The organism is Pseudomonas sp. WS 5059, from assembly GCF_012985525.1.
Lineage (GTDB): Bacteria > Pseudomonadota > Gammaproteobacteria > Pseudomonadales > Pseudomonadaceae > Aquipseudomonas.
Map to the genome: position 1 here is coordinate 353,018 of NZ_JAAQWO010000005.1, position 24,536 is coordinate 377,553.

Consider the following 24,536-nt stretch of genomic DNA (forward strand, 5'->3'; position numbering starts at 1 on the left):
CACGCTGTACAGATACCCACACCGCCCGCGAGGCGGTTTTTTATTGCCTGGAGAAAAGCATGGGCGCAGCACAAAAGATCGACATCCACGGCGCCAAGGGCGGCGAAGAGAAACCCAAAACGCCAACGGAAGCCCCGGATAGCCTGCGCTCTGTTGCTATTGCTAAGATGCTGATTGCTGTCGGGGAGGGCGAGTTCGAAGGTACGCCAACGGCCAGGGACATCTATCTGGACAACACCCCACTGCAAGACCCCCAAGGCAACATGAATTTCCCGAACGTGAAGTGGGAGTGGCGGACCGGAGCGGTGGATCAGCCCTATATCCAAGGGATCCCATCGGTAGAAAACGAGACCACCATCAGCACCGAGTTGCGCAGCGGTACGCCATGGGTGCGAGCCATCACCAATACTCAGCTCTCTGCTGTGCGCGTGCGCTTTGCTTGGCCGGCACTTCAATCGGTCGACTCGGGCGGAAACATCAACGGTTACGCGATTGGCTACAAGGTAGAGCTGGCAACTGACGGCGGCGCCTATCAGGAGGTGCTGAACGAGGCTGTATCCGGCAAGACCACGAGCGTCTACGAGCGCACGCGCCGTATCAATTTGCCGAGGGCTACTTCTGGTTGGCTGATGCGGATCACTCGCCTGACTGCAAACCAGAACAACAACAAAATCTCCGACACCATGCAGATCGCCGGCTTCACCGAGGTGATCGACGCGAAGATCCGCTACCCAAATACTGCGCTGCTATACATCGAGTTTTCAGCCGAACAGTTCCGCAGCATCCCGGCGGTAACCGTCGAGACCAAGCTGAAGAAGATGCAGGTGCCGAGCAATTATGATCCTGTGTCTCGTACCTACTCGGGCGTTTGGGACGGAACATTCAAGCAGGCGTGGACCGACAACGCAGTCTGGATGACCTACGACATCACCACCGCCGACCGCTTCGGCCTGGGCCGTCGCATAAAGCCGTGGATGGTGGACAAGTGGGAGCTTTACCGCATCTCGCAGTACTGCGACCAACTGGTACCGGACGGGAAGGGTGGCATGGAGCCGCGCTTCATCTGCAACCTGAACCTGCAGAGCAAGGCTGACGCCTGGTCGCTGCTGCGCGACATTTCCGCGATTTACCGGGGCATGACTTACTGGGCCCAGGGCCAAGTCTTCACCCTGTCGGATATGCCGCGTGCTACTGACTTCGACTTTGCCTACACCCGGGCGAACGTCATCGATGGCAAGTTCACATACTCCAGCGCATCGGAGCGCACCCGTTACACCCGCGCGCTGATCAGCTACGACAACCCGCTCAATAACTACGACACCGACGTCACAGCAGTGACTGACCAGAAGCTCCAGCGGCGCTACGGCGACAATCCGCTGGAGATCAGTGCAATCGGGTGTACCCGCGAGTCGGAGGCCCAGCGCCGGGGTAAGTGGGCATTGCTCACCAACTCCAAGGACCGGGCTGTCACCTTTAAAGTGGGCCTCGATGGGCGCATACCGCTGCCGGGCTACGTGATCCCAATCGCTGACGAATTGCTTGCTGGGCGGCCGGTGGGCGGGCGTATTTCGGCGGTGAACGGCAAACTCATCACACTGGACCGCGATACCCAGGCCAAGCCCGGTGACCGACTGATCCTCAACCTGCCCGACGGTAAGTGCGAGGGGCGCACCGTGCAGTTAGTCAGCGGCCGGCAGATCACCGTGACTGTTGCTTACTCCGTGGTGCCGGAACCCGAACTGGTGTGGGCGCTGGATGCCGACGACCTCGCCATCCCGCTGTACAGGGTGGTGAGCGTGGCCCGACCGGAGCCTGGCGTCTTTGAAATCTCGGCCGTGCAGTACGACCCGAGCAAGTTCGCGCACATCGACACCGGCGCGCGCCTGGAAGAACGGCCGATCAGCGTTGTGCCAATCACCGTGGTTCCGGCGCCGGCGAGCGTCGACATCACGTCGAACTACTCCGTTGACCAGGGCCTGGCGATCAGCACCATGGACATCTCGTGGCCTGCCGTGAACGGCGCTGTCGCGTATGACGTGGAGTGGCGCAAGGACAGCGGCAACTGGATCAAGCTGCAGCGCACCGGCTCGACGAGCGTCGATATCACCGGAATTTATTCGGGCGCGTACATCGCCCGCGTGCGCTCGGTGAGCGCCTTCGAAATCTCGTCGATCTGGAAAAGCTCAAACCTGACCAACCTGGAAGGCAAGGTCGGCCTGCCGCCGGCAGTGGCGTTCCTGACCACAACCAGCGAACTGTTCGGGATCAGCATCAAATGGGGCTTCCCCGCTGGAGCCGAGGATACCCAGCGCACCGAGCTGTGGTATGGCCCGGCTAGCGATCTGTCGGCAGCGACCAAGCTGGCCGACCTGGCATACCCGCAGGCTGACTACCGCCTGCAATCGCTGCTGGCTGGTGCAACCCTGTTCTTCTGGGCGCGCCTGGTGGATCGTACCGGCAACGTTGGGCCGTTCTATCCGATCGGTAATGGCGTGATGGGCCAGGCCAGTTCTGATGCTGGGCCGATTCTTGAGCAGATCAAAGGGAAAGTTGACGAGAGCGCGATCAGCAAAGAGCTCAACGACCGAATCGACTTGATCGACGGTAGTGGCCCCGGATCCGTCAACGCGAGGATCGATCAGGCTGTTCAAGACTTCGCCGACGCTCTGGCATACGACCCTGAGAAACCCTACGTTAAAGGCGATATGGTCCGCCAAGGACAGCGGATTTATCAGGCAGAAGGGCCGGTAGCTGTGGGGATCGCTCCTCCGGCAGCCCCGTGGAAGGACATCGGTTCAACTCTCGAAGAGGCCAATGCGCTTGCGGGCGAGGTTCACCAGAACACCCTGGATATCGCCGAGGTGGATGGCAAGCTGGTTGCAACATCTGAAAAGGTTGATGGGGTTTACGCTCAGGTCAATCCAACCTATGCAGGCGACACGACCACCAACGCCGGCGACAACACTGTCAGCGCGGGCGTGTGGTCCGTATGGTCTGCGATTGCCGAGGGTGATTACGCTCAAAGCAAGCGCACTGACTTGGTTGAAGCCTCGGTAAACGCCAACACTGCCGCGATATCAACCGAGTCCACGGCGCGAGTCTCTGCCGACACTGCCCTGGCTCAGCAAATCACTACTCTTGGCGCGCAAGTTGGGGGCAACTCTACCGCTATACAAACGGAAACGGCGGCTCGGGTAGCGGCAGATGGGGTGCTTGGCCAGCAAATTACGACCGTAGAAACCAATCTCAACGGGGCCAATGCTTCGATTGCGCAAAACACTCAGGCCATCCAAACAATCGACGGCAAAGTCTCGTTAGGTTGGTCGGTGCGCCTGCAGTACACCTCGGCTACAGGTGAATACAAATATGCCGGTGTGGGGCTCGGCCTAGAAAACGGCCCTGGCGGCTTACAGTCCAAGTTCATTATCGACGCGGACATGTTCGCCATTGGGCAGGGCGGCACAATTCCGTTTGCTGTAACGGGCGGTCAGACGTTCATTAAAGCCGCGTTTATCCAGGATGGCACGATCACCAATGCAAAAATCGGGGCTTACATTCAGTCTGATGACTACGTTGCGGGTTCGGCTGGATGGCGACTGAGCAAGACCGGTGTTTTTGAAATCAACGGATCTGTTCCAGGGCAAGGACGGATGACCATGACCAACAGATCTTTGCGCGTATACGACGCAGATGGACAAAAAAGGGTACAGCTAGGAGACCTATCGGAATGAGTTTCGGTATGCGGATATGGGGGGCTGACGGAGCCCTCCAGCTGGATGAAACATCCTTTACTGTCAGGGTTATTTATTCGGCGCTCGTACCAAAAACAGCTGGGCGCTTTGTTGATATACCCATATCCGGGGTTACGCCAAGTAAGGATTCTTGCGTGTGTATCCCTGTGGTCCCTTACCTAACTACTGGGCAGCAGGTAAGTGCAATAGCTTTCACTCCGTACGTCTACGAGGGATATGTAAGGGTTTTTTTTGGAAGCCCAGCAGCAACTACGGGGCCGACCGGAACAACTACCCAGAGACTCATAGTCATGAGGTATAGGTAATGACGTACGGCCTTACATTCACAAACAACGACAACGTAGTAACGCTTGACTCTGAATTCGCAAGACTTGTAATTCTTGATAGCGGCACATGGGGCGGAAGCGGCGGGATAGGGATTGCATTTTCAAGTGTAATTACAACCGATGAGCCCCCTTTAGTTTTTGTCAGGCCAGATCAAGATGACTACTTTGCATTCTGCCTGGTGCAAGGCGAGCCAGGGAACTGGCACGCTTTTAGGTTCAACACCCTGAAGGGAAGTCATTCCAGCGGGAAGTGGTTTATCGCTGCATTCAAGTCCTCGCCAATTGCTGATTACGGTCTAAGGCTATGGGATGCAACCTCGAAGATTATTTTTGATAGCGGGACGCCGTGCGCGCAATTCACTCGCACCATATCCGCCTGGAACTACCTCGGGGCAGAGCAAACACAGCCAGGAGTTTACAGATATAGCTGGTCCGCTTTTTCACCGCTAAACACTGGCGACTACATGCTTTTAAACAATATCGCCATGGACATGGCGGGCACGGTATCAAGGCAGGGCGTAGTCCAAGCGGTCTGGGATTACGGCGGGAACAGGCTAGTGATTCAAGCTACTGGAGTAGACCTGCCGACCGCGCAGTACCTCTCGGTAGTCTTTGCGAAGCCAACTTCTTAAATTAGATCAAGAGAACCCACCCATGGCCAGACAGGCAATTAACCTCGGCGTATTGCCGAACGGTGCAGGGGGCGATACTCCGCGTTCTGCGAACATAAAAATTAACGATATGACACAAGAGCTTTATGTTGCGCTTGGCGCTGACGCCAGCGGCGCCCTTCCTGGGGCTCTTCCATTATCGAAGGGCGGCACGGGCGCTAACAGTCTCGCAGGAGCCAAAGCTGCACTTGGTATTTCTGATCCCATTGTGTGGGGTATTAATGCCAACGGTACATTCGTCAAGTTTCCCGATGGCACGATGTTTTGTTCTGGGACAAGGATGTCTGTTTCTGTTGTCGCAAATGTCAGGGCAGATTTTTACCCAACCTTCCCAGCTGATTTTATTCAGACTCCGACGCTTGTACCGACGCTTGAGTATCCATCTGTTTCTGACGGTAATGGCACTACTGTTAAGCGGTTCACCGGTACGGCCATAGGCGGTACTCAGGCCTTATTGCAGATTACTTCTGGAGAAAACAACACTTACATGGTCGGTTATATCGCAATGGGAAGGTGGAAGTAATGATTATTAAACTGTCTCCATATTCTCCGATTGATCCATCTGCAACGCTTGAAATTAAAAAGCGCAGCGACGTACTCACAATCAACGGTGAGCGTTACGACTTCAGGCCCCTTCCGGAAGGGGCTACGCTTCCGATGGAGGCTATCTCCGGGACGTGGATCTCTCAACCTGTTCGCCGCGTAGATGGTGAGCTGATTATCACCATTCGTTTTCCGGTTGGGCCCGAGGCAACGGCAGCGGCGCTTTACCCGGCCGACATCATCAATCCGCCTGATGGCAATGTGAGGCTTCCCCAGTGAGCAATATCGATTACAGCATGATGAAGACGGCCGAGCAGCTGCAGCAAGAGCGTGAGCGTGAGGCGCTGGAGGCTGCCCTGGCTTCGCGGCGGGCGGCGTATCTCTCCGAGTCGGATCCGCTGCGCCTGGAAGCTGATTACGACGCCTTAAGCCAGGGGCTGGAGCCCGACTACGCCGAGTGGCTTGCATCCGTAGCGGCGATCAAGCAACGCTTCCCGCTGCCAGCTGCCGCCGATACCGTGAGCGACTGAGTTTTAGCTGTACACCGCCACCCGCCATCGAGCGGGTTTATTTTTGCCTGGAGAAAAGCATGACCACTTCCGAAAAAGACCGGGACATCCTAGCGCGCACGCTCTGGGGTGAGGCCCGTGGCGAGGGGCTGGCCGGCCAGATCGCCGTGGCCTGGACTATCCGCAACCGCGTGTTCGACGGCAAGGCCAAGTCCTGGTGGGGGGAAGGCTACGCCGGCGTGTGCCTGAAGCCGTGGCAGTTCAGCTGCTGGAACCAGAACGACCCGAATTACGCCTACCTCAGCGGTGCGAAGCCGATCCCGGCCGCGCAGTTCGCACAGGCACAGCGTGCTGCTGACCAGGTGATGGCCGGCGCGGTACCTGACCCAACCGGCGGGGCCACGCACTACTACGCAACCACGATGCCCAAAGCCCCGGCCTGGGCGGCGAAAGCCAAGCAAACGCTGCGCCTGGGGCACCACATCTTTTTCAAGGACGTGCCGTGATGACGCCCGTACAGAAGCTGGCCGGGCTGGTGGTACTGATCCTGGCGCTGATGGCCAGCGCCGCCGGCGTCACCTGGCAGGTTCAGGAGTGGCGCACTGGCAAGACGCTGGCCGAGCAGGCCGGCCTGCACCAGGACGAGCTGGACAGGATCAGCGCGGTGGCCATCAAGCAAGTGCGCGACGAGCAGGACAGGCGCCTGGACCTGGAGAAGACGCTGGCCACCTCCGATCAACAACACACCCGAGAACTTTCCGATGCTCAACGCAACCAGGCCCGCCTGCTTGACCGCCTTGCTACTACTGATTTGCGGCTGTCAGTCCTTCTCGACGCCACGGATTCAGCCAGTGGCTGCAACGTGCCTCCCGCCTCCGGCGCCGTCGGCGTGGTTCATGCAGCCCGTCGAGCCCAACTTGACCCAGCGCATGCTCAACGAATTGTCGCCATCACCGATGCCGGCGACCAAGGATTGATCGCGCTGCGGGCGTGCCAGGCGTACGTCAGGGCCATTGCGCGTTGAGGATGATGGACTACGCTTTTTGCTTGGATGCTCAGGACGGCAATTTTCCATTAAAACTGACAGGCTCTTATGGACAAGCAGCTGGCAGGTCTTTCACTCCTTCTCACGCTTAGCTGGGTTGCTTCAGTAATGTTCGTTATGTGGTTTTTCAGCTAAATGATCAGATTGGCCGAATCAGGTTCGGCCCTTTGTTTCGAACATTGCCCACGGCAGTATCGACCTTGAACCACTCGAAAACCTCGGCCGGCTCACCCTGGTGAAACACCATCTGCTCGGCACGCTCTTTGGGCGTGGCCGGGTCCAGCCATTCCCTGGCCATCTCGGGCGTCAGCACCACGGGCCGCCGGTCGTGAATGTCTACCATGCCACCGGCGCTGTCGGCGGTGATGATCACAAAGCCGTCATGCTCGCCTGGGCCTTCATCTGCGTCGGGTAGCTGGCCTATGGCCGCACACAGCACAGGTGCGCCATCCCGCCGGCGGATCAGGTAGGGCTGTTTCTTCGGCCCGCCCTCATCAACCCATTCAAACCAGTTGTCCACGGGCGTGATAGCCCGGTGTGGCCAGATCGCCCGGAAGAATGGGCCATGGGCCACTTTCTCGACTCGGGCGTTTATCGGCGCAGCCCGGTCCTTGGCCCAGTGCGGCCGCCAACCCCACCGAACCAGGTCTGCGTGCAAGGTTTCATCCTGCATGTGGAGTACGGCGACTGGGGTTGTGGGGGCCACGTTGTACCGCTCAAGTGGTGCCTCACCTACGGAGTTCACCAGGGTGCCGGTCATGCCCAGCGTGGACACATACTCTTGAATATCGCTGTACTGCGAAATCCTCCCGCACATACGCACCTCTCCGTCTGTCGAAATCCCCTACAGAAAAATTGACCGCAAGCCGGCTGCAAAGTTAACTGTACGTCTATACAGTATTTGTAAAAGGCTGCTCTATGAGCTTTACCATTTTAGGCCCTATATCCGAAGGCGGCACGAAGCTGCCATTTTGCTCTTTCCGGGTGCCGGCCGGATTCCCGTCGCCGGCGGCCGACCACATCGAGCAGCACATCTCATTGGATGAGGTTCTAAATATCAGGGCTCCCCACGTTTACCTGATCGCAATCACCGGCGAGAGCATGCAGGGGGCGGGCATCTTTGAAGGTGATCTCGCAGTCGTGGATCGCTCGATTGAGCCAGCCCACGGGCATATCGTTGTGGCTCTGCTGAACAACGACCCTATCTGTAAGCGCCTGTGCAAGCGGGGGAAAGAGGTCATCCTGCTATCGGAAAACCCGAAGTATCCGGCGCGGTACATCCTGGAAGGCGACGAGCTCTCAATCTGGGGGGTGATCACCAACACCGTGCGCAGCCATGTCTAAGCAGCCTGTGTTCGCCCTGATCGACTGCAACAGCTTCTATGCGAGCTGCGAGCGCGTCTTCCGTCCGGACCTGGCCAAGGTGCCCATCGTGGTTCTCAGCAATAACGATGGCTGTGTCATTGCCCGCAGCTACGATGCGAAGCCTTTCATCAAAATGGGCGAACCCTATTTCCAGATCAAGCACAAGTTAAAGCAGCACGGCATCGTCCCATTTTCCTCAAATTACGCCCTGTATGGAGATATGAGCGAGCGGGTAATGACGGTGATCGAGAGCATGGTGCCTGCGGTCGAGATCTACAGTATCGATGAAGCATTCGCCGATTTGACTGGCATTGATGGACTGGACGCCCTCGGGCGAAAGATTCGGGCCCAGGTGCTGCGCGGTACCGGCATTCCGGTTGGCGTAGGTATCGCCACTACAAAGACCTTGGCCAAGCTGGCCAACCACACGGCAAAGCGGTTACAGGCCCAGACCGGGGGCGTGGTGAACATAACCGATCCGGCAAAACGCGACTGGGTGCTGCGCAATACCGACGTGGCCGAGGTGTGGGGTGTCGGACGAAAAATGAAACTCCACCTCGACGCCCTGGGCATCAAGTCCGCAATGGACCTGGCCAAGGCGGATCCGTGGACGCTGCGCAAGAAGTTCAGCATCGTGATTGAAAAGACCGCCCGGGAGTTGGCCGGCACCTCTTGCCTGGAACTGGACGAGCCCGACCCGCCGAAGCAGGAGATCTGCTGTAGCCGGATGTTCGGTAAGCGCCTGACCGAGCTGCCGCCAATTAAGGAGGCGCTGGCCACCTACATGATGCGGGCCTCAGAAAAGCTCCGGGCCCAGGGTTCGCTGTGCAAAAAGGTCCGTGTCTGCATCCGTACCGGCATGTTCAACCCGGAGGAGGCCAAGTATGCGAACGGAGTGGTGGTTGACCTACCGTATCCAACCGACGACGTGCGTCTACTGACGAAGGCTGCGGTTGATGCAGTTGACCATATCTACCGGCCAGGCTTCAAGTACAGCAAGGCCGAGGTGATGCTGCTAAACCTTTGCCAGCCAGGCGAGTACACCGACGATCTGTTCGCCGTTTCGCAGCCTGCGGAAGCCACCAGGGTGATGACGGTGCTGGACCAGATCAATGGACGGTGGGGAAGGGGAACGCTGCGGTCGGCCAGCGTGCCGACGAACCCCGACTGGGGGATGCGCCGAGAGATGATGAGCCAGAGCTACACGACGAGGCTTGATCAGCTTTGGTCTGTTGCTTGTAAATGAGGGGATTGTGTTCGGTCGGCAGGACGCCGGGGGTGGGAGGTTAATCTTGTACCACTTTTTGTACCAATGACCGTGTTTGGCAGGGTAAATCCGGGTATTTCTGAGGGAGCAAACCCCCGGATTCATTGGCTTTCGCTACTTACCAATACCCATTGAAAATCGCTGTGTAATTCTGTTCCAGGGACATGAAACTACCTGTGGGATTTTCGCAAAGTGCAAGGGTACGGTGGCCGGCAGATCGCTGCAAGCTTGGGTTACTCGTCACGCCCTTCGAGCATCGTGCGCTTGAGCATCACATACACCGCCCCGGCACCGCCGTGGCGTGGTTGGCAGGAGGTGAAGCCGAGCACCTGGGGATGCTGGCGCAACCAGGTATTGACGTGGCTCTTGATCATCGGGCGCTTGCCGTCCAGGCGCACGGCTTTGCCGTGGGTCACGCGCACGCAGCGGATTTCGAATTTGGTGGCTTCGGCCAGGAAGGCCCACAGGGTTTCCCGGGCCTTTTCCACGGTCATGCCGTGCAGGTCGAGGCTGCCCTCGAAGGGGATCTGCCCGGCCTTGAGCTTGCGCACCTGGCTTTCCTGGACCCCATCGCGGGACCACATCAAATCGTCTTCGGGGCCTACGTCAATCACGAACTGGTCCGACAGACCGTCCACCGTGGTGGCGTCAGTGCGCACCGTGGCCGCCTGGCGCAGCTTGGCGATCTGCGCGCGGTCGGCCTTGGGTTTGCCGGTGTCGGCGCGGTCGTGCTTGATCGGCTTGACGCCGCGCAGCTCGTTCTTGAACAGGGAAAAATCGTCGTCTTGCATGTCAGCCTCCGCGCAGGGCGGGCAGTTTACCCAAATCGAGGCGGTTGATGCGGGACAAAACGCTATCAGTGTTCCCTCAATCGTGCTTTTTCATCAGGTGCGAAGCAATGTTCAGTGCCAGGGGCTGGCGCATACGGCGTCGGCAACGGCGCCACAACCAGACACCCAGCCACAGGATCAACAGCCCGCTGCCCAGCAGCACGGCGGCACCGCCCGGGCTGGCATTCAGTTCGCCCAGCGCGGGCGAGTGGCCCAACAGGCCGGCACCACCGGCCAACGCAAGCAGTAAGCCAAACAACGCGAGCAACGCGGCAAATGCCACGCCCAGGCGCAGACGCCAGTTGCTCGGGCCCTTGGGGCGCAAGCGACGAGCGTCAAAACCATCGGATATCTTCATTCCGACCTTTCCTCCAGGGTATCGGCCCTTCGACCGGAAGATAAACAACTTGTTCCGGGCTGGGAGGCAATTGCGGTAAATGACAGGCTTTAGCGGATGAGCGGGGCCGTTGCGGTGGCCGCGCCGCTCATCGACAGGGCGATCAGATCAGATCTTGGGTCAGGGCGAGGGTGGCGAAGTTATCGGCCATGATGGACATTTCGGTCTGCTGGACATGTTCGGCGCTGAGGATGCCGCCTTTGTAAGGCAGGTCACGGGTGGCGCAGGCGTCTTCGACCAGGGTGCAGCGAAAGCCCAGGTTCTTCGCCGCGCGCACGGTGGTGCTGACGCTGGAGTGGCTCATGAAGCCGCAGACGATCAGGTCCAGGGAGCCCAGGTCCTGCAGGGTTTTTTCCAGGAGCGTGCCGTGGAAAGCGCTGGGCAGCAGCTTGCCGATGATGGTTTCGTCAGCTTGCGGCTCCAGGCCGGGGATGAACTCGCCGCGCTCGCCCTGGGGGTCGAACAGGCCACCAACGGTGCCCAAGTGGCGGACATGCACGATGGGCCGCCCGGCCCTGCGTGCGGCAGCGCTCAGTTGCTTGATATTTTCTACGGCGGCGTCCATGCCTGACAGGGCGAGCGGGCCGCTCAAATATTCTTTCTGGGCATCGATGATCACAAGGGTCGCGTGGCTCAAATTGGCCGGTGCGTAACCGCGACCGCTGAGTTGAAACATCGTCTTTGGAACGGACATTCTGGGGCTCCTGTGAGTGGGGCTTTTGCGACATTGTCCTCTGACTGAGCGGTTCTGTGAATCGCTACTAACGTAAGGTGCGCCGTTGTTGGCCTACAGCCATGTCAAGAGGGACTGCGGTGTAACAGAAAAACCTTGAATCAGGTTAAATCCGACGTATCGCAAAGGTTTTTCATACATCGTCCGTACAGCTTAAGGCTGTTAGAATTGCCAGTCGTTTTTTCCTGGAGCTTGCCCCCGTGATCACTTCCCGCCTGCGCACCTTGCGCGACCATATCCGTTGGGCTGTCAGCCGTTTCCATGGGGAAGACCTGTTTTTTGGCCATGGTACCGACAATGCCTGGGACGAAGCCCGGCAATTGGTGTTGGGTGCGCTGCACCTGCCTTGGGAAATTGCCGACAGCTATTTGGACTGTAACCTCGAAGAAGAAGAGATTTCCCACGTACAGCGCCTGCTGCATCGGCGTATCCACGAGCGCGTGCCCACCGCCTACCTGTTGAAAGAGGCCTGGTTCTGCGGCATGTCGTTTATTGTCGACGAGCGCGTGCTGATCCCGCGCTCCCCGATTGGCGAGTTGATCGAAAACCGTTTCGAACCCTGGCTGGCCCAGCCACCGGCGCGCATCCTCGACTTGTGCACCGGTTCCGGTTGCATCGGCATCGCCTGTGCCTACGAGTTCCAGGAAGCCGAAGTAGTGCTGGGGGACTTGTCCTTCGAAGCGCTGGAAGTGGCCAACCAGAACATCGAGCGCCATGGCGTCGACGAGCGCGTGTACACCGTGCAGGGTGACGGCTTCGACGGTTTGCCCGGCCAGCGCTTCGACCTGATTGTGTCCAACCCGCCGTATGTCGATGCCGAAGACTTTGCCGACATGCCCGACGAATACCAGCACGAGCCCGAGTTGGGCCTGGCCTGCGGTGACGACGGCTTGAACCTGGTGCGCCGGATGTTGGCCGAGGCGGCCGACCATCTGAGCGAGAAGGGTTTGCTGATTGTCGAGGTGGGCAACAGCCAGGTGCACGTTGAAGCGCTGTACCCGGAAGTGGATTTTGCCTGGCTGGAGTTCCAGAACGGTGGCCATGGCGTGTTCATGCTGACGGCGCAGCAGTGCCGGGAGCATCAGGCGGTGTTTGCCTCCAGGGTCTAACCCGGTCCATGTAGGAGCTGGCTTGCCAGCGATGGCATCAACTCGGTGTAGCTGATACACCGAGTCGTCCGCATCGCAGGCAAGCCAGCTCCTACATTTGGTTTGATCAGTTAAAGCGTGTTGTCAGCGGTGCGTCGCAATCCAGATCAACAGCCCCGCCTGGAACACGGTGAACGCCACCAGGCAGGTGATGGTGAAACGCAGGCCGCTGTCCTCGCGCTTGAACTTGATGACCTTTTCTTCTTCGTGGCGCAGCTTCACTTCCTGCTCCGCCAGGTTCTGCTCAGCCTGTTGCAGCATCTGCGCGGCTTCGAGGATTTCCACGAACTGCACCTTCTCGGTGTTCCAGCTGTCCAGCACTTCGCTGACCTTGCCCGGCTGCACATGCCCCTTCAGATGCTGGACATCGGCATAGGCCACATCAAATCCCTGGATCCGCAAAAAGTGGTCGCGGCGCAGGCGGGTGGCTTCGTTCAATGCATCCTTGTTCGCCAGGTCCACGCCGTCGACGCGATAGTGCGACCACTTCTTTTTCGCCCATGCGGCACCCTGGGCCACCAGGAAGCGGCCCAGGCCTCGGTTGGCCGGCTCGATTTCCAGGCTGTTGCCCGGGCCAAAATGCACGCGGTGGGTGGCGTGGTCGACCCACACGTCCAGGTGATTCTGTTCGCGTCGCACCCGTTGGGCGGGTAATTGGATGACCATGCGCAGCAGGCTGTGGTCCTTGTTGTTGCGCTCGGCATAGCCAAATTGCACAAAGCGCAACGGTCGGGCGCCGGTGGCGCGGTCGGTGGCCAAGGGTGCCAGGCGCAGCATCTTGAAGTGTTCGGCCTCAACCTCTGCCCACGGCAGCGCAGCCGCAGCCGCCGCTTCGGTGTCGGCGGTGGTTTCGGCGGGAGGTTGTGGTACTGCTTCGGTGTTCGTCATTCGGCGCGATCCTGTCCAAGCCCAGCAAGTCGACAGGCTTTTTGCTGTCGACCCTGTGCTTATCGGCCGTTTTCTCCAGGACTGGAGGGGCAATAGTCGCTTATCGGGGGCGAAGTCCGTCGATAAAGCCAACCAGGCGCCTGCCCAGCGCATCGGCGAGGGGCAACTGCGGGTCGTTGTAGGAGCTCAATTGCTGTTTCACATCGTTGGGTACGATGCGCATCACGTGGTTCATGCCGGGGATCACCGCCAGTTCTGCGTCGGGTTTGGCCTGCTTGAGCCTTTCGGCATCGGCCACTCCCACTTGCAGGTCGGTGGTGCCCTGGACGATCAGGGCCGGCATCGTCAAGCGGGCGAACGCCGCGGCGGGGTCGGCACGAAACAGGCTGATCAGGTATGGCTGCACGCTGGGACGGAAAATCCCTTGCAGCGGGCCTGGCACATCGGCATCCACCTGGCCGGCCTTGAGTCGATCAAGGATTTGGTTGCTGCGCAGCAGCAGGGCCGGCGGCATGTGATCTGCCAGTTGCTGGCGAATCACCTGGTCTACCGGGCGGGCACTGCCGGACAGGGAGATCACCCCGGCAGGCTCGAGTTCAGGGGCGGCGAGGGCAGCCACCAAGGCGCCCTCACTGTGGCCCAGTACCACCAGGGGGCCGAAACGTGGATCGGCCTTGAGCAATTGGCCCCAGGCCACCGCGTCGGCCACATAGGAGTCCAGGGTCAGGTTGCGCTCGTCGGGTGTGGCCTTGAGGCTGGCGGCCACGCCGCGTTTGTCGTAGCGCACGCTGGCAATGTTATGCCGGGCCAGGACCCAGGCCAGGCGCTTGAGGCTGTCGTTGCGTGCCCCTTCGGCGCTGTTGCCGTTGCGGTCGGTGGGGCCGGAGCCGGCGATGATCAGCACCACGGGCACCGGTTTGTCAGATTGGGGTAGCAACAGAGAGCCAAACAACTCGCCGCTGCCGGTGTCCAGGCTGATGGGGCGTTGCAGCACCACAGGGCTGGCGGCGTGGGCGACGGTACAGAACAGGGTGAGGGTGAACAGCAAAACTCGCAGCATCATCGCGCCATCATGAGGAAGGTGCCGGTTGGACCAACGTCTACCGGGAAGGTTTCGAGGATGAACTACTGGGTGAGCCTGCGTATACTGGCGCGCTTAGTTATCACGGTTGAGTTGATTCAACTGATTTCACGGAGCGCTCTGCATGTCCGGCAATACCTACGGCAAGCTGTTCACTGTCACCACCGCGGGCGAAAGCCATGGCCCGGCGTTGGTCGCCATTGTCGACGGCTGCCCGCCCGGCCTTGAGCTGTCCCTGGACGACCTGCAGCGCGACCTCGACCGCCGCAAGCCTGGCACCAGCCGCCACACCACCCAGCGCCAGGAGCCCGACGAAGTCGAAATCCTCTCCGGCGTGTTCGAAGGCCGCACCACCGGCTGCGCCATTGGCCTGCTGATCCGCAACACTGACCAGAAGTCCAAGGACTACTCGGCAATCAAGGATCTGTTCCGCCCGGCCCACGCCGACTACACCTACCACCATAAATACGGCGAGCGCGACTACCGTGGCGGTGGCCGCAGTTCGGCGCGGGAAACCGCAATGCGCGTGGCCGCCGGGGCCATTGCCAAGAAGTACCTGGCAACCCAGGGCATTGTGATCCGTGGCTACATGAGCCAGTTGGGCCCGATCGAAATCCCGTTCAAGAGCTGGGACAGTGTGCAAGACAACGCCTTCTTCAGCCCCGACCCGGACAAGGTGCCGGAGCTGGAGGCCTATATGGACCAGCTGCGCCGTGACCAGGATTCGGTGGGTGCAAAGATCACCGTGGTCGCCGAAGGGGTGATGCCGGGCCTGGGCGAGCCGATTTTCGACCGCCTGGACGCCGAACTGGCCCACGCGCTGATGAGCATCAACGCGGTCAAGGGTGTGGAAATCGGCGCCGGTTTCGCCTGCGTGGCCCAGCGCGGCACCGAGCACCGCGATGAGCTGACCCCAGAAGGTTTTGTCAGCAACAATGCGGGCGGCATTCTTGGCGGCATCTCGTCCGGCCAGCCGATTGTGGCGCACCTGGCGCTCAAGCCGACGTCGAGCATCACCACGCCGGGGCGCTCCATTGATGTGCATGGCAACCCGGTGGACGTGATCACCAAGGGCCGCCATGACCCGTGCGTTGGCATCCGCGCCACGCCGATTGCCGAGGCAATGATGGCCATTGTGCTGATGGATCACCTGCTGCGGCACCGTGGGCAGAATGCCGATGTGCGTGTAAGTACCCCGGTACTGGGCCAGCTGTGACGGTCTGACCGTGACCGCACTCCCGTACTGGCGACTTTCCAGCTTCTATCTGTTCTATTTCGCCCTGCTGGGGGCGACGGCGCCGTTCCTGGCGCTGTACTTCCATCATCTGGGGTTCTCCAGCGCGCGTATTGGCGAGTTGGTTGCAATCCCGATGCTGATGCGCTGCGTGGCCCCCAATATCTGGGGCTGGCTGGGGGACTACACCGGTCGGCGCCTGGCCATCGTGCGTTTTGGCGCGGTGTGTACGCTGCTCAGTTTTTCGCTGATCTTTGTCAGCCAGAGCTACGCCTGGCTGGCGCTGGTGATGGCCCTGCATGCGTTCTTCTGGCACGCGGTATTGCCGCAGTTCGAGGTCATCACCCTGGCGCACCTGCAAGGCCAGACCTCTCGCTACAGCCAGGTCCGCCTGTGGGGTTCGGTGGGGTTCATCCTCGCCGTCGTCGCCCTGGGGCGGCTGTTCGAGGCCCTGAGCCTGGATATCTACCCGGTGGCGATCGTATTGATCATGGCCGGTATCATCGGTGCCAGCTGGTGGGTGCCCAATGCCCAGCCGGCTGCCACGGGCGAGCGCGGTGCCGGCGACGGCTTCCTGCGGCAACTGCGCAGCCCAGGTGTGCTGGCGTTTTATGCTTGTGTCGCCTTGATGCAAATGAGCCACGGCCCGTACTACACCTTCCTCACCCTGCACCTGGAAAGCCTCGGTTACAGCCGTGGCGTGATTGGTCTGTTGTGGGCCCTGGGCGTCGTGGCGGAAGTGCTGATGTTCATGGCCATGAGCCGGATTCTCTCGCGCTTCTCGGTGCGCCGGGTGCTGGTGGCCAGTTTCCTGTTGGCGGCGTTGCGCTGGTTGCTGCTGGGCGCGTTCGCCGAGTTCCTGTGGGTGCTGCTATTTGCCCAATTGCTGCATGCTGCAACCTTTGGCAGCTTTCATGCAGCGGCCATCCAATTTGTGCAGCGCAGCTTCGGTGCGCGCCAACAAGGTCAGGGCCAGGCCCTTTACGCCGCGCTGGCCGGTACCGGCGGCGCGCTGGGCGCCTTGTATTCCGGGTATAGCTGGAACCAGTTGGGGCCGACCCTGACCTTCAGTATCGCCAGCCTCGCAGCCCTGGCCGCTGCGTTGATCATGGCGCAGCGCTTGCCCGAGGAGCGGCCGTGAGCCCGGCCCATCATCTGCAGACTCTTACCGCCCGAGGACCCTTTTTATGAGCATTCTTTGCGTTTATCACGTTTCAACCCCGGACACCCCGAACAAGGTCCTGACCCACGCTGACGACATTGCCTCGACCCTGGCCGAGCAGGGCGTGGGTTTCGAGCGCTGGCAGGCGAGTACCCGTGTCGAGGCCGGCGCCAGTGCGGCCGAGGTGAGCGCAGCGTACCAGGCGCAAATTGACACCTGCATGACGGCACACGGTTATGCGCAGGTGCAGGTGTTGAGCGTGAGTCGTGAGCATCCGCAAAAGGATGCCGTGGCTGCAGGTTTGCGCGACGAGTATCGCCATGATGCCGACGAAATCCGTCTGTTTGCCGCCGGGCGTGGGTTGCTCGGCTTGCACATCGACGATTACGTGTACACGGTGCTCTGCGAAAAACACGACCTGCTGCGCATCCCTGCCGGCATGCCGCGCTGGTTCGACTTGGGGGAAGAGCCGCGCGTGGTCGCGATCAGCCTGTTCCAGACGGCGTCCGGGGCCGTTGCGCAAGTAAGCGGCAGTGACATCGCACAACATTTTCCTGGGTTGGATGATTGACGTTAGTTCACTCTCCGAAAACTTATTCAATACACCTAAGTTGGAAAAGTTTGTGGGAATGGGCTCTATAGTTTGTAAGTTCCAGCTATTTGTCTGTGGGTCGATGTGTTAATCCCAGGCTTTATGTAACTCTCCCGTCGCTGTGTATTTCGTCTGTCAATAGGAGGAATCCGATTATTGGCAGTGCAAATCAATAAGAGACGGAGAGGTATGTATGAGCAGCCCAGAGGAGCCAACCCCATCCGTGGAGCCTGCGGCAGACGAAGCCTGTGTACAGGCATGCGACGGCCAGGCCGGCGGCGCGCAACTGGCGTTGCCGGATAAACCGTTGACCGCCAAGGAGTTGGAAATACTGCGCTGGGCCACGGAGGGCAAGACAGTGTGGGAAATCAGCCGGATCCGCTGTGTCTCACAGGCCACGGTGAAGTTTCATTTGCGCAATATCTACAGCAAGTTGCACGTCAATAACCGGGTCCAGGCGGCAAGCGAAGCGATCCGGCGCGGTTTATGCGGGTAAAAAAAGGGCCGTGAAGCGCAACGGCTTCACGGCCCTGGGAAACAAGCTGGTACTCAGGCCGAGTGGTAGGTCGGCAGGGCAAAGCGGTGCTGGCTTTGCAGCATCGAAATCTGTGGCAACTCGCTGGCCTGTTCTGCCAGGTCACGGCGGATTGCGCTAATGACCCAGGTCAGTTGGTCGGCGGTATGCAGTTGCTGGTACGAGATCGAGCGCTTGATCTGCTTGCCCTCGGTGTTGCGCAGAGTCAGCAGGATGCCACCGTCGGGACGTGGCTGGGTGGTGACGTCGTAGTTGGAGAATACAGAAGCGAATTTGTCTTGGATCAGGCTCATGTCTATCGGCTCCATTGGCTCGTGTTGTGCGGCATGGAGTGATAGGTGCAGTGATTGTGCCAGTATCGCTATTTATAAAAACATCATATAAATCAGCATCTTATAAAAATTCAAAATTTTCAGATTCGTGCAATATGCATGAATGGCCATCGTGCATCCTGCATTTTGCGCTATTGGCCGCTGACGAGCGGTGCTGGCGTTCACCTTTGGGCGGGATACAAAACATTGCAAATCCTGCGTGTACAGCCAAGGAACGGCTGGCGTATTTTCCTGCAAGGCATTCAGGAACGGTCCTACGCCGCATGAAGGCCCGCGCACCCTACCAACAATAAGAAAAAGGACTTCTGTGCATGAGCAATCCGAACAGCGAGATGATCACCCTCGGCATGATGTTGCGTAAGGTGCCGACCATTGTCCGGGCCCTGCCACGGTTGGTGCGCGGGATCCGCGTCGCCAACATCACTGACCCCGACCAGCCCTGCGGGCTGGGCTGGACCTTCGAGCAGGCTACCCAGCGCAACCCCGTGGGCGCCGCGCTGCTATATGGCGACCAGGTGCTCAGTTACCGCCAGGCCAACCAGCACGCCAATCGCATCGCCCATCACTTGCAGGCCCAAGGTATTGGCAAGGGCGATGTGGTCGCCCTATTTATCGAAAACCGCCCCGAGCTGTTGCTGACTGTACTGGCGGTGGCCAAGATCGGCGGTATCTGCGCCATGCTCAACACCGCGCAAACCCAGGCGGTGCTGGTGCATAGCCTGACCCTGGTCAACCCCGTGGCGATTGTAGTCGGCGCCGAACTGGTCGAGGCCTTCGACGCGGTGCGGGGGCAGGTGGCGATTGATCCGCTGCGTACCTGGTATGTCGCCGATCAGCAGGCGGCGCCGGTGCCCCAGGGCTATATCGACCTGATGGCCGCCAGCGCGGACTGCCCGACGGATAACCCGGCCAGCAGCCAACAGATCTACTTCAACGACCCTTGCTTCTATATCTACACCTCCGGCACCACGGGCTTGCCCAAGGCCGGCATCTTCAAGCATGGCCGCTGGATGAAGTCCTCGGCCAGCTTCGGCACCATTGCCCTGGACATGGGGCCTGAAGACGTCGTCTATTGCACCCTGCCGCTGTACCACGCCACCGGGCTGTGTGTGTGCTGGGGCTCGGCGATTGCCGGCGCGTCGGGGTTTGCCATCCGGCGCAAGTTCAGCGCCAGCCAGTTCTGGGACGATGTGCGCAGATTCAACGCAACCACCCTGGGTTACGTCGGCGAGTTGTGCCGCTACCTGATCGACCAGCCGCCCAGCGAGCGCGACCGCGACAACCGCGTGGTGAAGATGATCGGCAACGGCTTGCGTCCTGGTGTGTGGGGGCCGTTCAAGGAGCGCTTTGGCGTCGATCATATCTGCGAGCTGTACGCGGCCAGCGACGGCAATATCGGCTTCACCAACGTGCTGAATTTCGACAACACCATCGGCTTTTCCCTGATGCACTGGGCGCTGGTGGACTACGCCCACGACACCTGCGAGCCGATCCGTGGCAGCAATGGGTTTATGCGTGAAGTGCAGAAGGGCGGCCAGGGCCTGCTGCTGGCCAGGATCGACGACAAAGCGCCGTTCGATGGCTACACCGACCCGGAAAAGAACCGCAAGGTGGTGTTGAGCGATGTGTTCGAGAAGGGCGATCGCTATTTCAACACCGGCGATCTGTTGCGCAGTATCGGCTTTGGCCATGCGCAGTTCGTCGACCGCCTGGGCGACACCTATCGCTGGAAGGGCGAGAACGTCTCCACAACCGAAGTGGAGAACATCTTTATGCAGCACCCGCAGATCACTGAGGCGGTGGCCTACGGGGTGGAAATCGCCAACACCAACGGTCGTGCCGGGATGGCCGCGATTACCCCGTCCGAATCCCTGGCCACCCTGGATATGCAGGCGTTGCTGCAATTCGCCCAGAGCCAGATGCCAGCCTATGCGGTGCCGCTGTTCCTGCGGATTAAGGTGAAGATGGAAACCACCGGCACCTTCAAGTACCAGAAGGTGCGGCTCAAGGAAGAAGCGTTCGACCCGGCCCGGGTCGGCGACGATCCACTGTATGCCTGGCTGCCGGGTACGGATGCCTACGTACCGGTAACCGGCCAGGTGCTGGCGGATATCCAGGGCGGAAAGTATCGCTACTAAGGCACTTGATAGAGTCTGGCTATCGAAGCTTTCGAGAGAAAAGGGGTGACAGGCGTGGCGCTGCTCGGGAAACTGACGGCCTTACGCCACACCCTCCAGGGAGCCGCAGATGTCAGATCAAGCCAAACAAATGACCGAAGAAGAAGCCGCCGAATTTGCCGAGCAGGTCTTCGACGTCGCCCGTCGAGGCGATGCCGCCATGCTGGCCGCGCTGCTGGCCAAGGGCTTGCCGGTCAATCTGCGTAACCACAATGGCGACACCTTGTTGATGTTGTCCGCCTACCACGGGCACGCCGAGGCGGTGAAGGTGCTGCTGGAGTTCAAGGCCGACCCGCAGATCGCCAACGACAAGAACCAACTGCCGATTGCCGGCGCGGCATTCAAGGGCAACCTGGCGGTGGTCAAGGCATTGATCGAGGGCGGCAACCCGGTTGACGGCGCTTCTGCCGATGGCCGCACGGCGCTGATGATGGCGGCGATGTTCAACCGTACCGAGATGGTCGAGTACCTGCTCAGCGTCGGGGCCAACCCCAAGGCCACGGATGCCCAGGGTGTGACTGCGCTGGGTGCGGCCCAGACCATGGGAGCAGCGGATACGACGGCGCAGTTGCAAAAACTGGTGTAGGCTTTGCGCCCTCAAAATCAGCCTCGCCACAGGATTCGCCCATGAACACCGCGCTCGTCGAACTCATCACTAAAATCAGTTCCGGTTGCCTGGGCGACGCCGAGATCGTGCGGATCGCCGATGAGGCCAGTCAGGCCTACGCCGATGCCGATGGATTCCTGGCGGCCAACCCCGATATCAACTACGACGACAGCTTCCCCATCCCCCTGGGCGAGTGGATTGTGGTGGGCAGCCTGCCGGAAACGGTGCTGTTCCAGGCCGATACCTACCAGGACCTGTTCGCCCAGATCGTCGCCTCCTTTGGCCCCGACGTAGCGTTCAACCTCAAGCCCAAGCAACTGGCCAAGACCGAAGCGCTGACGGCGCTCAATCGCATCCAGATCCAGCTCGACGCCATGAACCCGGAAAACGGCGGCTATACCCTGATGAATTTCAGCCAGTTGCTCGATGACGAAATCCAGGCGGTGTTGGTGTATGGCAACGACGTGCCACGGGTGCTGGCGTTGTGTGCCGAACTCGGGATCAAGGGCGAACCGTCCCTGGAAGCCCTGCGCATCGCAGTGCATGTCTGAAATAAAACGGAACCCTGGCCAGGGCTGGCTATCCTAAACAGGCAAACCCTCACTTAGGAGCGACACCATGGGTTCCACATTTAATGGTCTGATCGGGTTGATCATCCTGGCGCTGGATATCTGGGCGATCATCAACGTGTTCAAAAGCGGCGCCAGCACCGGGGCCAAAGTGTTGTGGATCCTGTTGATCCTGCTGTTGCCGGTACTGGGCCTGATTATCTGGGCCATCGCCGGGCCACGGGGCAATGTGCGGATCTGACCCTCAGCGGGCACAAGCAGATAAATAATGTGGGAGCGGGCTTGCTCGCGATAACGGTGTGTCAGCCAATCAATCTGGTACTGATACACCGCTATCGCGAGCAAGCCCGCTCCCACCTTTAATTACGCTGTGTTCTGTAGATTTGTGTTTCGAGATATTCGCTGCACAAAATTTTCACACTTCATCCAAGACAATTCCCCCGCTTTATTTTCCTGCCACGGTCCGTCTGTGCCGCCAGGAGCCCTGCGCAATGAGTAATCAATAGCGTTGCCGACGTTGATCGGGCACCATCTGCCCACCGCGTAATACCCTGGACCCTGCGCCTTTATTGGCGGGGCAGGACGCCGCTGCATTATTTCGCAACTTAAACTTCCAATGGGTCCTCAAACAACATGGCAAACCCGGACGCCCTGAATCAGCAGCGAGCTGCTAATCGCCTGCTGCAACCGACCGTCAAATCCCACCTGGCCTACACGCTGCTCTGCGCCCTGGTCATGATGGTGATGCTTTCCCTGCTGCGCCTGGGACTGTTGGTGTACAACCGCGACATGATGCTCGACACCCCGGCCGCGACCTTCCTGGAAGCGTTCGCCAATGGCCTGCGCCTGGACTTGCGCCTGGTGGTGTACCTGAGCATCCCGCTGATCCTGGCCCTGTTCAGCGTGCGCGCCATGGCCGCCCGCGGGTTCTTCCGGCTGTGGCTGACCGTGGTCTCCAGTATTGCGCTGTTCCTCGGCCTGATGGAGATGGACTTCTACCGCGAGTTCCACCAGCGCCTCAACGGCCTGGTTTTCCAGTACGTCAAGGAAGATCCGAAAACCGTGATGAGCATGCTCTGGTACGGTTTCCCGGTGGTGCGCTACCTGCTGGGCTGGGCCGTGGGTACGTTTATCCTGAGCATCGCCTTCAAGGGCGCCGACCGCGCAACGCGCCCCCGTGGCCCGTTCAGCGGTGGCACCGTCGGCACCCGCCAGGTCGCGCCGTGGTACAGCCGCATCGCGGTGTTCGTGGTGTGCCTGCTGATTGCCGTGGTCGCCGCTCGCGGCACCCTGCGCCAGGGCCCGCCGCTGCGTTGGGGTGACGTGTACACCACCGACTCGAACTTCGCCAACCACCTGGGCCTCAACGGTACGTTGTCGCTGATCGGGGCGGCCAAGGCGCGGTTCTCCGAGCACCGCGAGAACGTCTGGAAAGCCACCCTGGAGCAGCCGCTGGCCACCCAGACCGTGCGCGACATGCTGGTGCTGCCTGACGAAAAACTGGTGGATACCGACACCGCCGCCGTGCGCCGTGACTTCACGCCGCCGGCCGAGAAGACCCTGGCGATCAAGAACGTCGTGGTGATCCTGATGGAAAGCTTCGCCGGTCACTCAGTGGGCGCCCTGGGCAGTGGCGGCAAGATCACGCCGTACTTCGACGAGTTGACCAAGGAAGGCCTGCTGTTCGACCGCTTCTTCTCCAATGGCACCCATACCCACCAGGGCATGTTCGCCACCATGGCCTGCTTCCCGAACCTGCCAGGCTTCGAATACCTGATGCAGACCCCCGAAGGCAGCCACAAGCTGTCGGGCCTGCCGCAATTGCTCAGTGCCCGTGATTTCGACGACGTGTATGTCTACAACGGCGACTTCGCCTGGGACAACCAGTCGGGCTTCTTCAGCAACCAGGGCATGACCAACTTCATTGGCCGCAATGACTTCGTCGACCCGGTGTTCTCCGATCCGACCTGGGGCGTGTCCGACCAGGACATGTTCAATCGTGGCCTGCAGGAACTGAAGGCACGCGAAGGCGGCAAGCCGTTCTACGCCCTGCTGCAAACCCTGTCCAACCATACGCCGTACGCCTTGCCGACGCCGTTGCCGGTCGAGGCGGTGACTGACCGTGGCCGCCTCAACGAGCATTTGACGGCCATGCGCTACTCCGACTGGGCCCTGGGCCAGTTCTTCGAGAAGGCCCGCAAGGAGCCGTACTTCAAGGACACTCTGTTTGTGATCGTCGGCGACCATGGTTTTGGTAACGAGCAACAGATCACCGAAATGGACCTGGGCCGCTTCAACGTGCCGCTGCTGCTGATCGCACCGGGCGTGCAGGACAAGTTCGGTGTGCGTGACCACACCGTGGGCACGCAGATCGATATCGTGCCGACCATCATGGGCCGCCTGGGCGGGGAAACCCGCCACCAGTGCTGGGGCCGTGACCTGCTCAACCTGCCGGAAGGCGACAAGGGCTTTGGCGTGATCAAGCCCTCGGGCAGCGACCAGACCGTGGCCTTGCTCACCGCTGACCGCGTGTTGGTTCTGCCCAAGGAAATGCCACCCAAGCTGTGGCAATACGAACTGGGCGCCAATCCAAGTGGCAAGGTGATCCCTGAATCGGCGGATGAGGCGCAACTCAAGCAGAAACTTGAGTCGTTCCTGCAAACCGCCACCAAGAGCCTGCTGGATAACACCGCAGGCGTAGTGGACGGCAAGCCGGACTAATCGTCCGGCAATAAAAAAGAGGCCTTTTACAAGGCCTCTTTTTTTGCATTTT

At 60.0% G+C, this 24,536-nt stretch carries 27 protein-coding genes; 20 read left to right on the forward strand and 7 right to left on the reverse strand.

The annotated features are described in order from the left end of the window. Positions 1-59: 59 nt before the first annotated feature. From HBO12_RS16965 to HBO12_RS16995, 8 genes are read left to right on the forward strand one after another with little or no spacing between them, the layout of a single operon-like run. A complete protein-coding gene (locus HBO12_RS16965) occupies positions 60-3,731 on the forward strand; it encodes a TipJ family phage tail tip protein (RefSeq protein ID WP_170042751.1) in 3,672 nt (1,223 codons plus the stop codon). A gap of 8 nt (positions 3,732-3,739) precedes the next feature. Further along, on the forward strand, positions 3,740-4,057 hold the full coding sequence (locus HBO12_RS28615) for a hypothetical protein (RefSeq protein ID WP_346342844.1): 318 nt from the start codon (positions 3,740-3,742) through the stop codon (positions 4,055-4,057). Then, positions 4,057-4,710, forward strand: coding sequence for a hypothetical protein (locus HBO12_RS16970; RefSeq protein ID WP_170042752.1), 654 nt, complete (start codon positions 4,057-4,059; stop codon positions 4,708-4,710). Before HBO12_RS28615 ends, HBO12_RS16970 begins: the two co-directional genes overlap by 1 nt. A 22-nt stretch (positions 4,711-4,732) precedes the next feature. Next, positions 4,733-5,272, forward strand: coding sequence for a hypothetical protein (locus HBO12_RS16975; protein WP_170042753.1), 540 nt, complete (start codon positions 4,733-4,735; stop codon positions 5,270-5,272). Further along, positions 5,272-5,571 (forward strand): hypothetical protein, encoded by a 300-nt coding sequence (locus tag HBO12_RS16980; RefSeq protein WP_170042754.1) that lies wholly within the window; start codon positions 5,272-5,274, stop codon positions 5,569-5,571. The genes HBO12_RS16975 and HBO12_RS16980 overlap by 1 nt, the downstream gene beginning before the upstream one ends. Beyond that, positions 5,568-5,822, forward strand: coding sequence for a hypothetical protein (locus HBO12_RS16985; RefSeq protein ID WP_170042755.1), 255 nt, complete (start codon positions 5,568-5,570; stop codon positions 5,820-5,822). Before HBO12_RS16980 ends, HBO12_RS16985 begins: the two co-directional genes overlap by 4 nt. A gap of 59 nt (positions 5,823-5,881) precedes the next feature. Continuing rightward, complete coding sequence (locus tag HBO12_RS16990; protein WP_170042756.1) at positions 5,882-6,307, forward strand: cell wall hydrolase; 426 nt, start codon at positions 5,882-5,884, stop codon at positions 6,305-6,307. Then, positions 6,307-6,825, forward strand: a complete 519-nt coding sequence (locus HBO12_RS16995) for a lysis system spanin subunit (RefSeq protein WP_170042757.1) — start codon at positions 6,307-6,309, stop codon at positions 6,823-6,825. Before HBO12_RS16990 ends, HBO12_RS16995 begins: the two co-directional genes overlap by 1 nt. A gap of 160 nt (positions 6,826-6,985) precedes the next feature. Here the strand turns inward: HBO12_RS16995 and HBO12_RS17000 are convergent, their stop codons facing one another. Then, positions 6,986-7,663 carry an SOS response-associated peptidase gene (locus HBO12_RS17000; protein WP_170042758.1) on the reverse strand — a complete coding sequence of 226 codons (678 nt, stop codon included), beginning with the start codon at positions 7,661-7,663 and terminating at the stop codon, positions 6,986-6,988. A 101-nt stretch (positions 7,664-7,764) separates the two neighbouring features. Between HBO12_RS17000 and HBO12_RS17005 the strand changes: the two genes are divergently transcribed. Together HBO12_RS17005 and umuC are read left to right on the forward strand one after the other, a co-directional pair. Beyond that, complete coding sequence (locus HBO12_RS17005) at positions 7,765-8,190, forward strand: LexA family protein (RefSeq protein WP_170042759.1); 426 nt, start codon at positions 7,765-7,767, stop codon at positions 8,188-8,190. After that, positions 8,183-9,457, forward strand: a complete 1,275-nt coding sequence (gene umuC / locus HBO12_RS17010) for a translesion error-prone DNA polymerase V subunit UmuC (protein WP_170042760.1) — start codon at positions 8,183-8,185, stop codon at positions 9,455-9,457. Before HBO12_RS17005 ends, umuC begins: the two co-directional genes overlap by 8 nt. A 254-nt stretch (positions 9,458-9,711) precedes the next feature. Here the strand turns inward: umuC and HBO12_RS17015 are convergent, their stop codons facing one another. From HBO12_RS17015 to HBO12_RS17025, 3 genes are all read right to left on the reverse strand, one after another. Next, a complete protein-coding gene (locus tag HBO12_RS17015) occupies positions 9,712-10,269 on the reverse strand; it encodes a Smr/MutS family protein (RefSeq protein WP_169952807.1) in 558 nt (185 codons plus the stop codon). 76 nt (positions 10,270-10,345) lie between these two features. Next, complete coding sequence (locus HBO12_RS17020) at positions 10,346-10,666, reverse strand: hypothetical protein (protein WP_169952804.1); 321 nt, start codon at positions 10,664-10,666, stop codon at positions 10,346-10,348. Between the two features lie 142 nt (positions 10,667-10,808). After that, positions 10,809-11,399 (reverse strand): cysteine hydrolase family protein, encoded by a 591-nt coding sequence (locus HBO12_RS17025; protein WP_170042761.1) that lies wholly within the window; start codon positions 11,397-11,399, stop codon positions 10,809-10,811. 239 nt (positions 11,400-11,638) lie between these two features. Here HBO12_RS17025 and prmB point away from each other — a divergent pair, with 239 nt between their 5' ends. Further along, the gene (gene prmB, locus HBO12_RS17030) at positions 11,639-12,547 is read left to right on the forward strand and encodes a 50S ribosomal protein L3 N(5)-glutamine methyltransferase (protein WP_169952800.1); all 909 of its coding nucleotides are present in this window, start codon (positions 11,639-11,641) and stop codon (positions 12,545-12,547) included. Between the two features lie 123 nt (positions 12,548-12,670). Here prmB and HBO12_RS17035 read toward each other — a convergent pair whose 3' ends face one another. Both HBO12_RS17035 and HBO12_RS17040 read right to left on the reverse strand, forming a co-directional pair. Then, the gene (locus HBO12_RS17035; RefSeq protein WP_169952798.1) at positions 12,671-13,474 is read right to left on the reverse strand and encodes a hypothetical protein; all 804 of its coding nucleotides are present in this window, start codon (positions 13,472-13,474) and stop codon (positions 12,671-12,673) included. 100 nt (positions 13,475-13,574) lie between these two features. Next, positions 13,575-14,537, reverse strand: a complete 963-nt coding sequence (locus tag HBO12_RS17040) for an alpha/beta hydrolase (protein WP_170042762.1) — start codon at positions 14,535-14,537, stop codon at positions 13,575-13,577. Between the two features lie 142 nt (positions 14,538-14,679). On the opposite strand from HBO12_RS17040, the gene aroC reads away from it, so the two are divergent. From aroC to HBO12_RS17060, 4 genes are all read left to right on the forward strand, one after another. Further along, positions 14,680-15,771, forward strand: coding sequence for a chorismate synthase (gene aroC / locus HBO12_RS17045; RefSeq protein ID WP_170042763.1), 1,092 nt, complete (start codon positions 14,680-14,682; stop codon positions 15,769-15,771). A 10-nt stretch (positions 15,772-15,781) separates the two neighbouring features. Then, positions 15,782-16,930 carry an MFS transporter gene (locus HBO12_RS17050; RefSeq protein WP_169952792.1) on the forward strand — a complete coding sequence of 383 codons (1,149 nt, stop codon included), beginning with the start codon at positions 15,782-15,784 and terminating at the stop codon, positions 16,928-16,930. Positions 16,931-16,976: 46 nt separating this feature from the next. Beyond that, positions 16,977-17,522: a 1,2-dihydroxy-3-keto-5-methylthiopentene dioxygenase gene (locus tag HBO12_RS17055; RefSeq protein ID WP_169952790.1), complete on the forward strand. Its 546-nt coding sequence runs from the start codon at positions 16,977-16,979 to the stop codon at positions 17,520-17,522. Between the two features lie 214 nt (positions 17,523-17,736). After that, complete coding sequence (locus HBO12_RS17060) at positions 17,737-18,039, forward strand: response regulator transcription factor (RefSeq protein WP_169952788.1); 303 nt, start codon at positions 17,737-17,739, stop codon at positions 18,037-18,039. A gap of 53 nt (positions 18,040-18,092) precedes the next feature. On the opposite strand, the gene HBO12_RS17065 is transcribed toward HBO12_RS17060, so the two are convergent. Further along, entirely contained in the window at positions 18,093-18,371 is a 279-nt protein-coding gene (locus tag HBO12_RS17065) for a DUF3509 domain-containing protein (protein WP_038447301.1), read from the reverse strand. A 350-nt stretch (positions 18,372-18,721) separates the two neighbouring features. On the opposite strand from HBO12_RS17065, the gene HBO12_RS17070 reads away from it, so the two are divergent. The 5 genes from HBO12_RS17070 to HBO12_RS17090 all read left to right on the forward strand — a co-directional run bounded on the left by HBO12_RS17070 (position 18,722) and on the right by HBO12_RS17090 (position 24,484). Further along, positions 18,722-20,548 (forward strand): long-chain-acyl-CoA synthetase, encoded by a 1,827-nt coding sequence (locus HBO12_RS17070; protein ID WP_170042764.1) that lies wholly within the window; start codon positions 18,722-18,724, stop codon positions 20,546-20,548. Positions 20,549-20,657: 109 nt separating this feature from the next. Next, positions 20,658-21,173, forward strand: coding sequence for an ankyrin repeat domain-containing protein (locus tag HBO12_RS17075; protein ID WP_170042765.1), 516 nt, complete (start codon positions 20,658-20,660; stop codon positions 21,171-21,173). 41 nt (positions 21,174-21,214) lie between these two features. After that, the gene (locus HBO12_RS17080; protein WP_169952782.1) at positions 21,215-21,745 is read left to right on the forward strand and encodes a hypothetical protein; all 531 of its coding nucleotides are present in this window, start codon (positions 21,215-21,217) and stop codon (positions 21,743-21,745) included. Positions 21,746-21,812: 67 nt separating this feature from the next. Continuing rightward, positions 21,813-22,004 (forward strand): PLDc N-terminal domain-containing protein, encoded by a 192-nt coding sequence (locus HBO12_RS17085; protein ID WP_003172956.1) that lies wholly within the window; start codon positions 21,813-21,815, stop codon positions 22,002-22,004. Between the two features lie 392 nt (positions 22,005-22,396). Then, a complete protein-coding gene (locus HBO12_RS17090; RefSeq protein ID WP_170042766.1) occupies positions 22,397-24,484 on the forward strand; it encodes an LTA synthase family protein in 2,088 nt (695 codons plus the stop codon). The last annotated feature ends 52 nt before the right edge of the window (positions 24,485-24,536 follow it).

Excerpts from the sequence above, each read along its gene's own strand:
- HBO12_RS16970 (WP_170042752.1), top strand. The coding sequence starts at position 4,057 with ATGACGTACGGCCTTACATTCACAAACAACGACAACGTAGTAACGCTT.
- HBO12_RS28615 (WP_346342844.1), top strand. The coding sequence starts at position 3,740 with ATGCGGATATGGGGGGCTGACGGAGCCCTCCAGCTGGATGAAACATCC.
- HBO12_RS17020 (WP_169952804.1), bottom strand. The coding sequence starts at position 10,666 with ATGAAGATATCCGATGGTTTTGACGCTCGTCGCTTGCGCCCCAAGGGC.
- HBO12_RS17000 (WP_170042758.1), bottom strand. The coding sequence starts at position 7,663 with ATGTGCGGGAGGATTTCGCAGTACAGCGATATTCAAGAGTATGTGTCC.
- HBO12_RS17040 (WP_170042762.1), bottom strand. The coding sequence starts at position 14,537 with ATGATGCTGCGAGTTTTGCTGTTCACCCTCACCCTGTTCTGTACCGTC.
- HBO12_RS16995 (WP_170042757.1), top strand. The coding sequence starts at position 6,307 with ATGACGCCCGTACAGAAGCTGGCCGGGCTGGTGGTACTGATCCTGGCG.
- HBO12_RS17085 (WP_003172956.1), top strand. The coding sequence starts at position 21,813 with ATGGGTTCCACATTTAATGGTCTGATCGGGTTGATCATCCTGGCGCTG.
- HBO12_RS17015 (WP_169952807.1), bottom strand. The coding sequence starts at position 10,269 with ATGCAAGACGACGATTTTTCCCTGTTCAAGAACGAGCTGCGCGGCGTC.
- HBO12_RS17070 (WP_170042764.1), top strand. The coding sequence starts at position 18,722 with ATGAGCAATCCGAACAGCGAGATGATCACCCTCGGCATGATGTTGCGT.
- umuC (WP_170042760.1), top strand. The coding sequence starts at position 8,183 with ATGTCTAAGCAGCCTGTGTTCGCCCTGATCGACTGCAACAGCTTCTAT.
- HBO12_RS16965 (WP_170042751.1), top strand. The coding sequence starts at position 60 with ATGGGCGCAGCACAAAAGATCGACATCCACGGCGCCAAGGGCGGCGAA.
- HBO12_RS17065 (WP_038447301.1), bottom strand. The coding sequence starts at position 18,371 with ATGAGCCTGATCCAAGACAAATTCGCTTCTGTATTCTCCAACTACGAC.
- HBO12_RS17060 (WP_169952788.1), top strand. The coding sequence starts at position 17,737 with ATGAGCAGCCCAGAGGAGCCAACCCCATCCGTGGAGCCTGCGGCAGAC.
- HBO12_RS17005 (WP_170042759.1), top strand. The coding sequence starts at position 7,765 with ATGAGCTTTACCATTTTAGGCCCTATATCCGAAGGCGGCACGAAGCTG.
- HBO12_RS16980 (WP_170042754.1), top strand. The coding sequence starts at position 5,272 with ATGATTATTAAACTGTCTCCATATTCTCCGATTGATCCATCTGCAACG.
- HBO12_RS17090 (WP_170042766.1), top strand. The coding sequence starts at position 22,397 with ATGGCAAACCCGGACGCCCTGAATCAGCAGCGAGCTGCTAATCGCCTG.
- HBO12_RS16975 (WP_170042753.1), top strand. The coding sequence starts at position 4,733 with ATGGCCAGACAGGCAATTAACCTCGGCGTATTGCCGAACGGTGCAGGG.
- HBO12_RS17080 (WP_169952782.1), top strand. The coding sequence starts at position 21,215 with ATGAACACCGCGCTCGTCGAACTCATCACTAAAATCAGTTCCGGTTGC.
- HBO12_RS16990 (WP_170042756.1), top strand. The coding sequence starts at position 5,882 with ATGACCACTTCCGAAAAAGACCGGGACATCCTAGCGCGCACGCTCTGG.
- aroC (WP_170042763.1), top strand. The coding sequence starts at position 14,680 with ATGTCCGGCAATACCTACGGCAAGCTGTTCACTGTCACCACCGCGGGC.
- HBO12_RS17035 (WP_169952798.1), bottom strand. The coding sequence starts at position 13,474 with ATGACGAACACCGAAGCAGTACCACAACCTCCCGCCGAAACCACCGCC.
- HBO12_RS17055 (WP_169952790.1), top strand. The coding sequence starts at position 16,977 with ATGAGCATTCTTTGCGTTTATCACGTTTCAACCCCGGACACCCCGAAC.
- HBO12_RS17025 (WP_170042761.1), bottom strand. The coding sequence starts at position 11,399 with ATGTCCGTTCCAAAGACGATGTTTCAACTCAGCGGTCGCGGTTACGCA.
- HBO12_RS17075 (WP_170042765.1), top strand. The coding sequence starts at position 20,658 with ATGTCAGATCAAGCCAAACAAATGACCGAAGAAGAAGCCGCCGAATTT.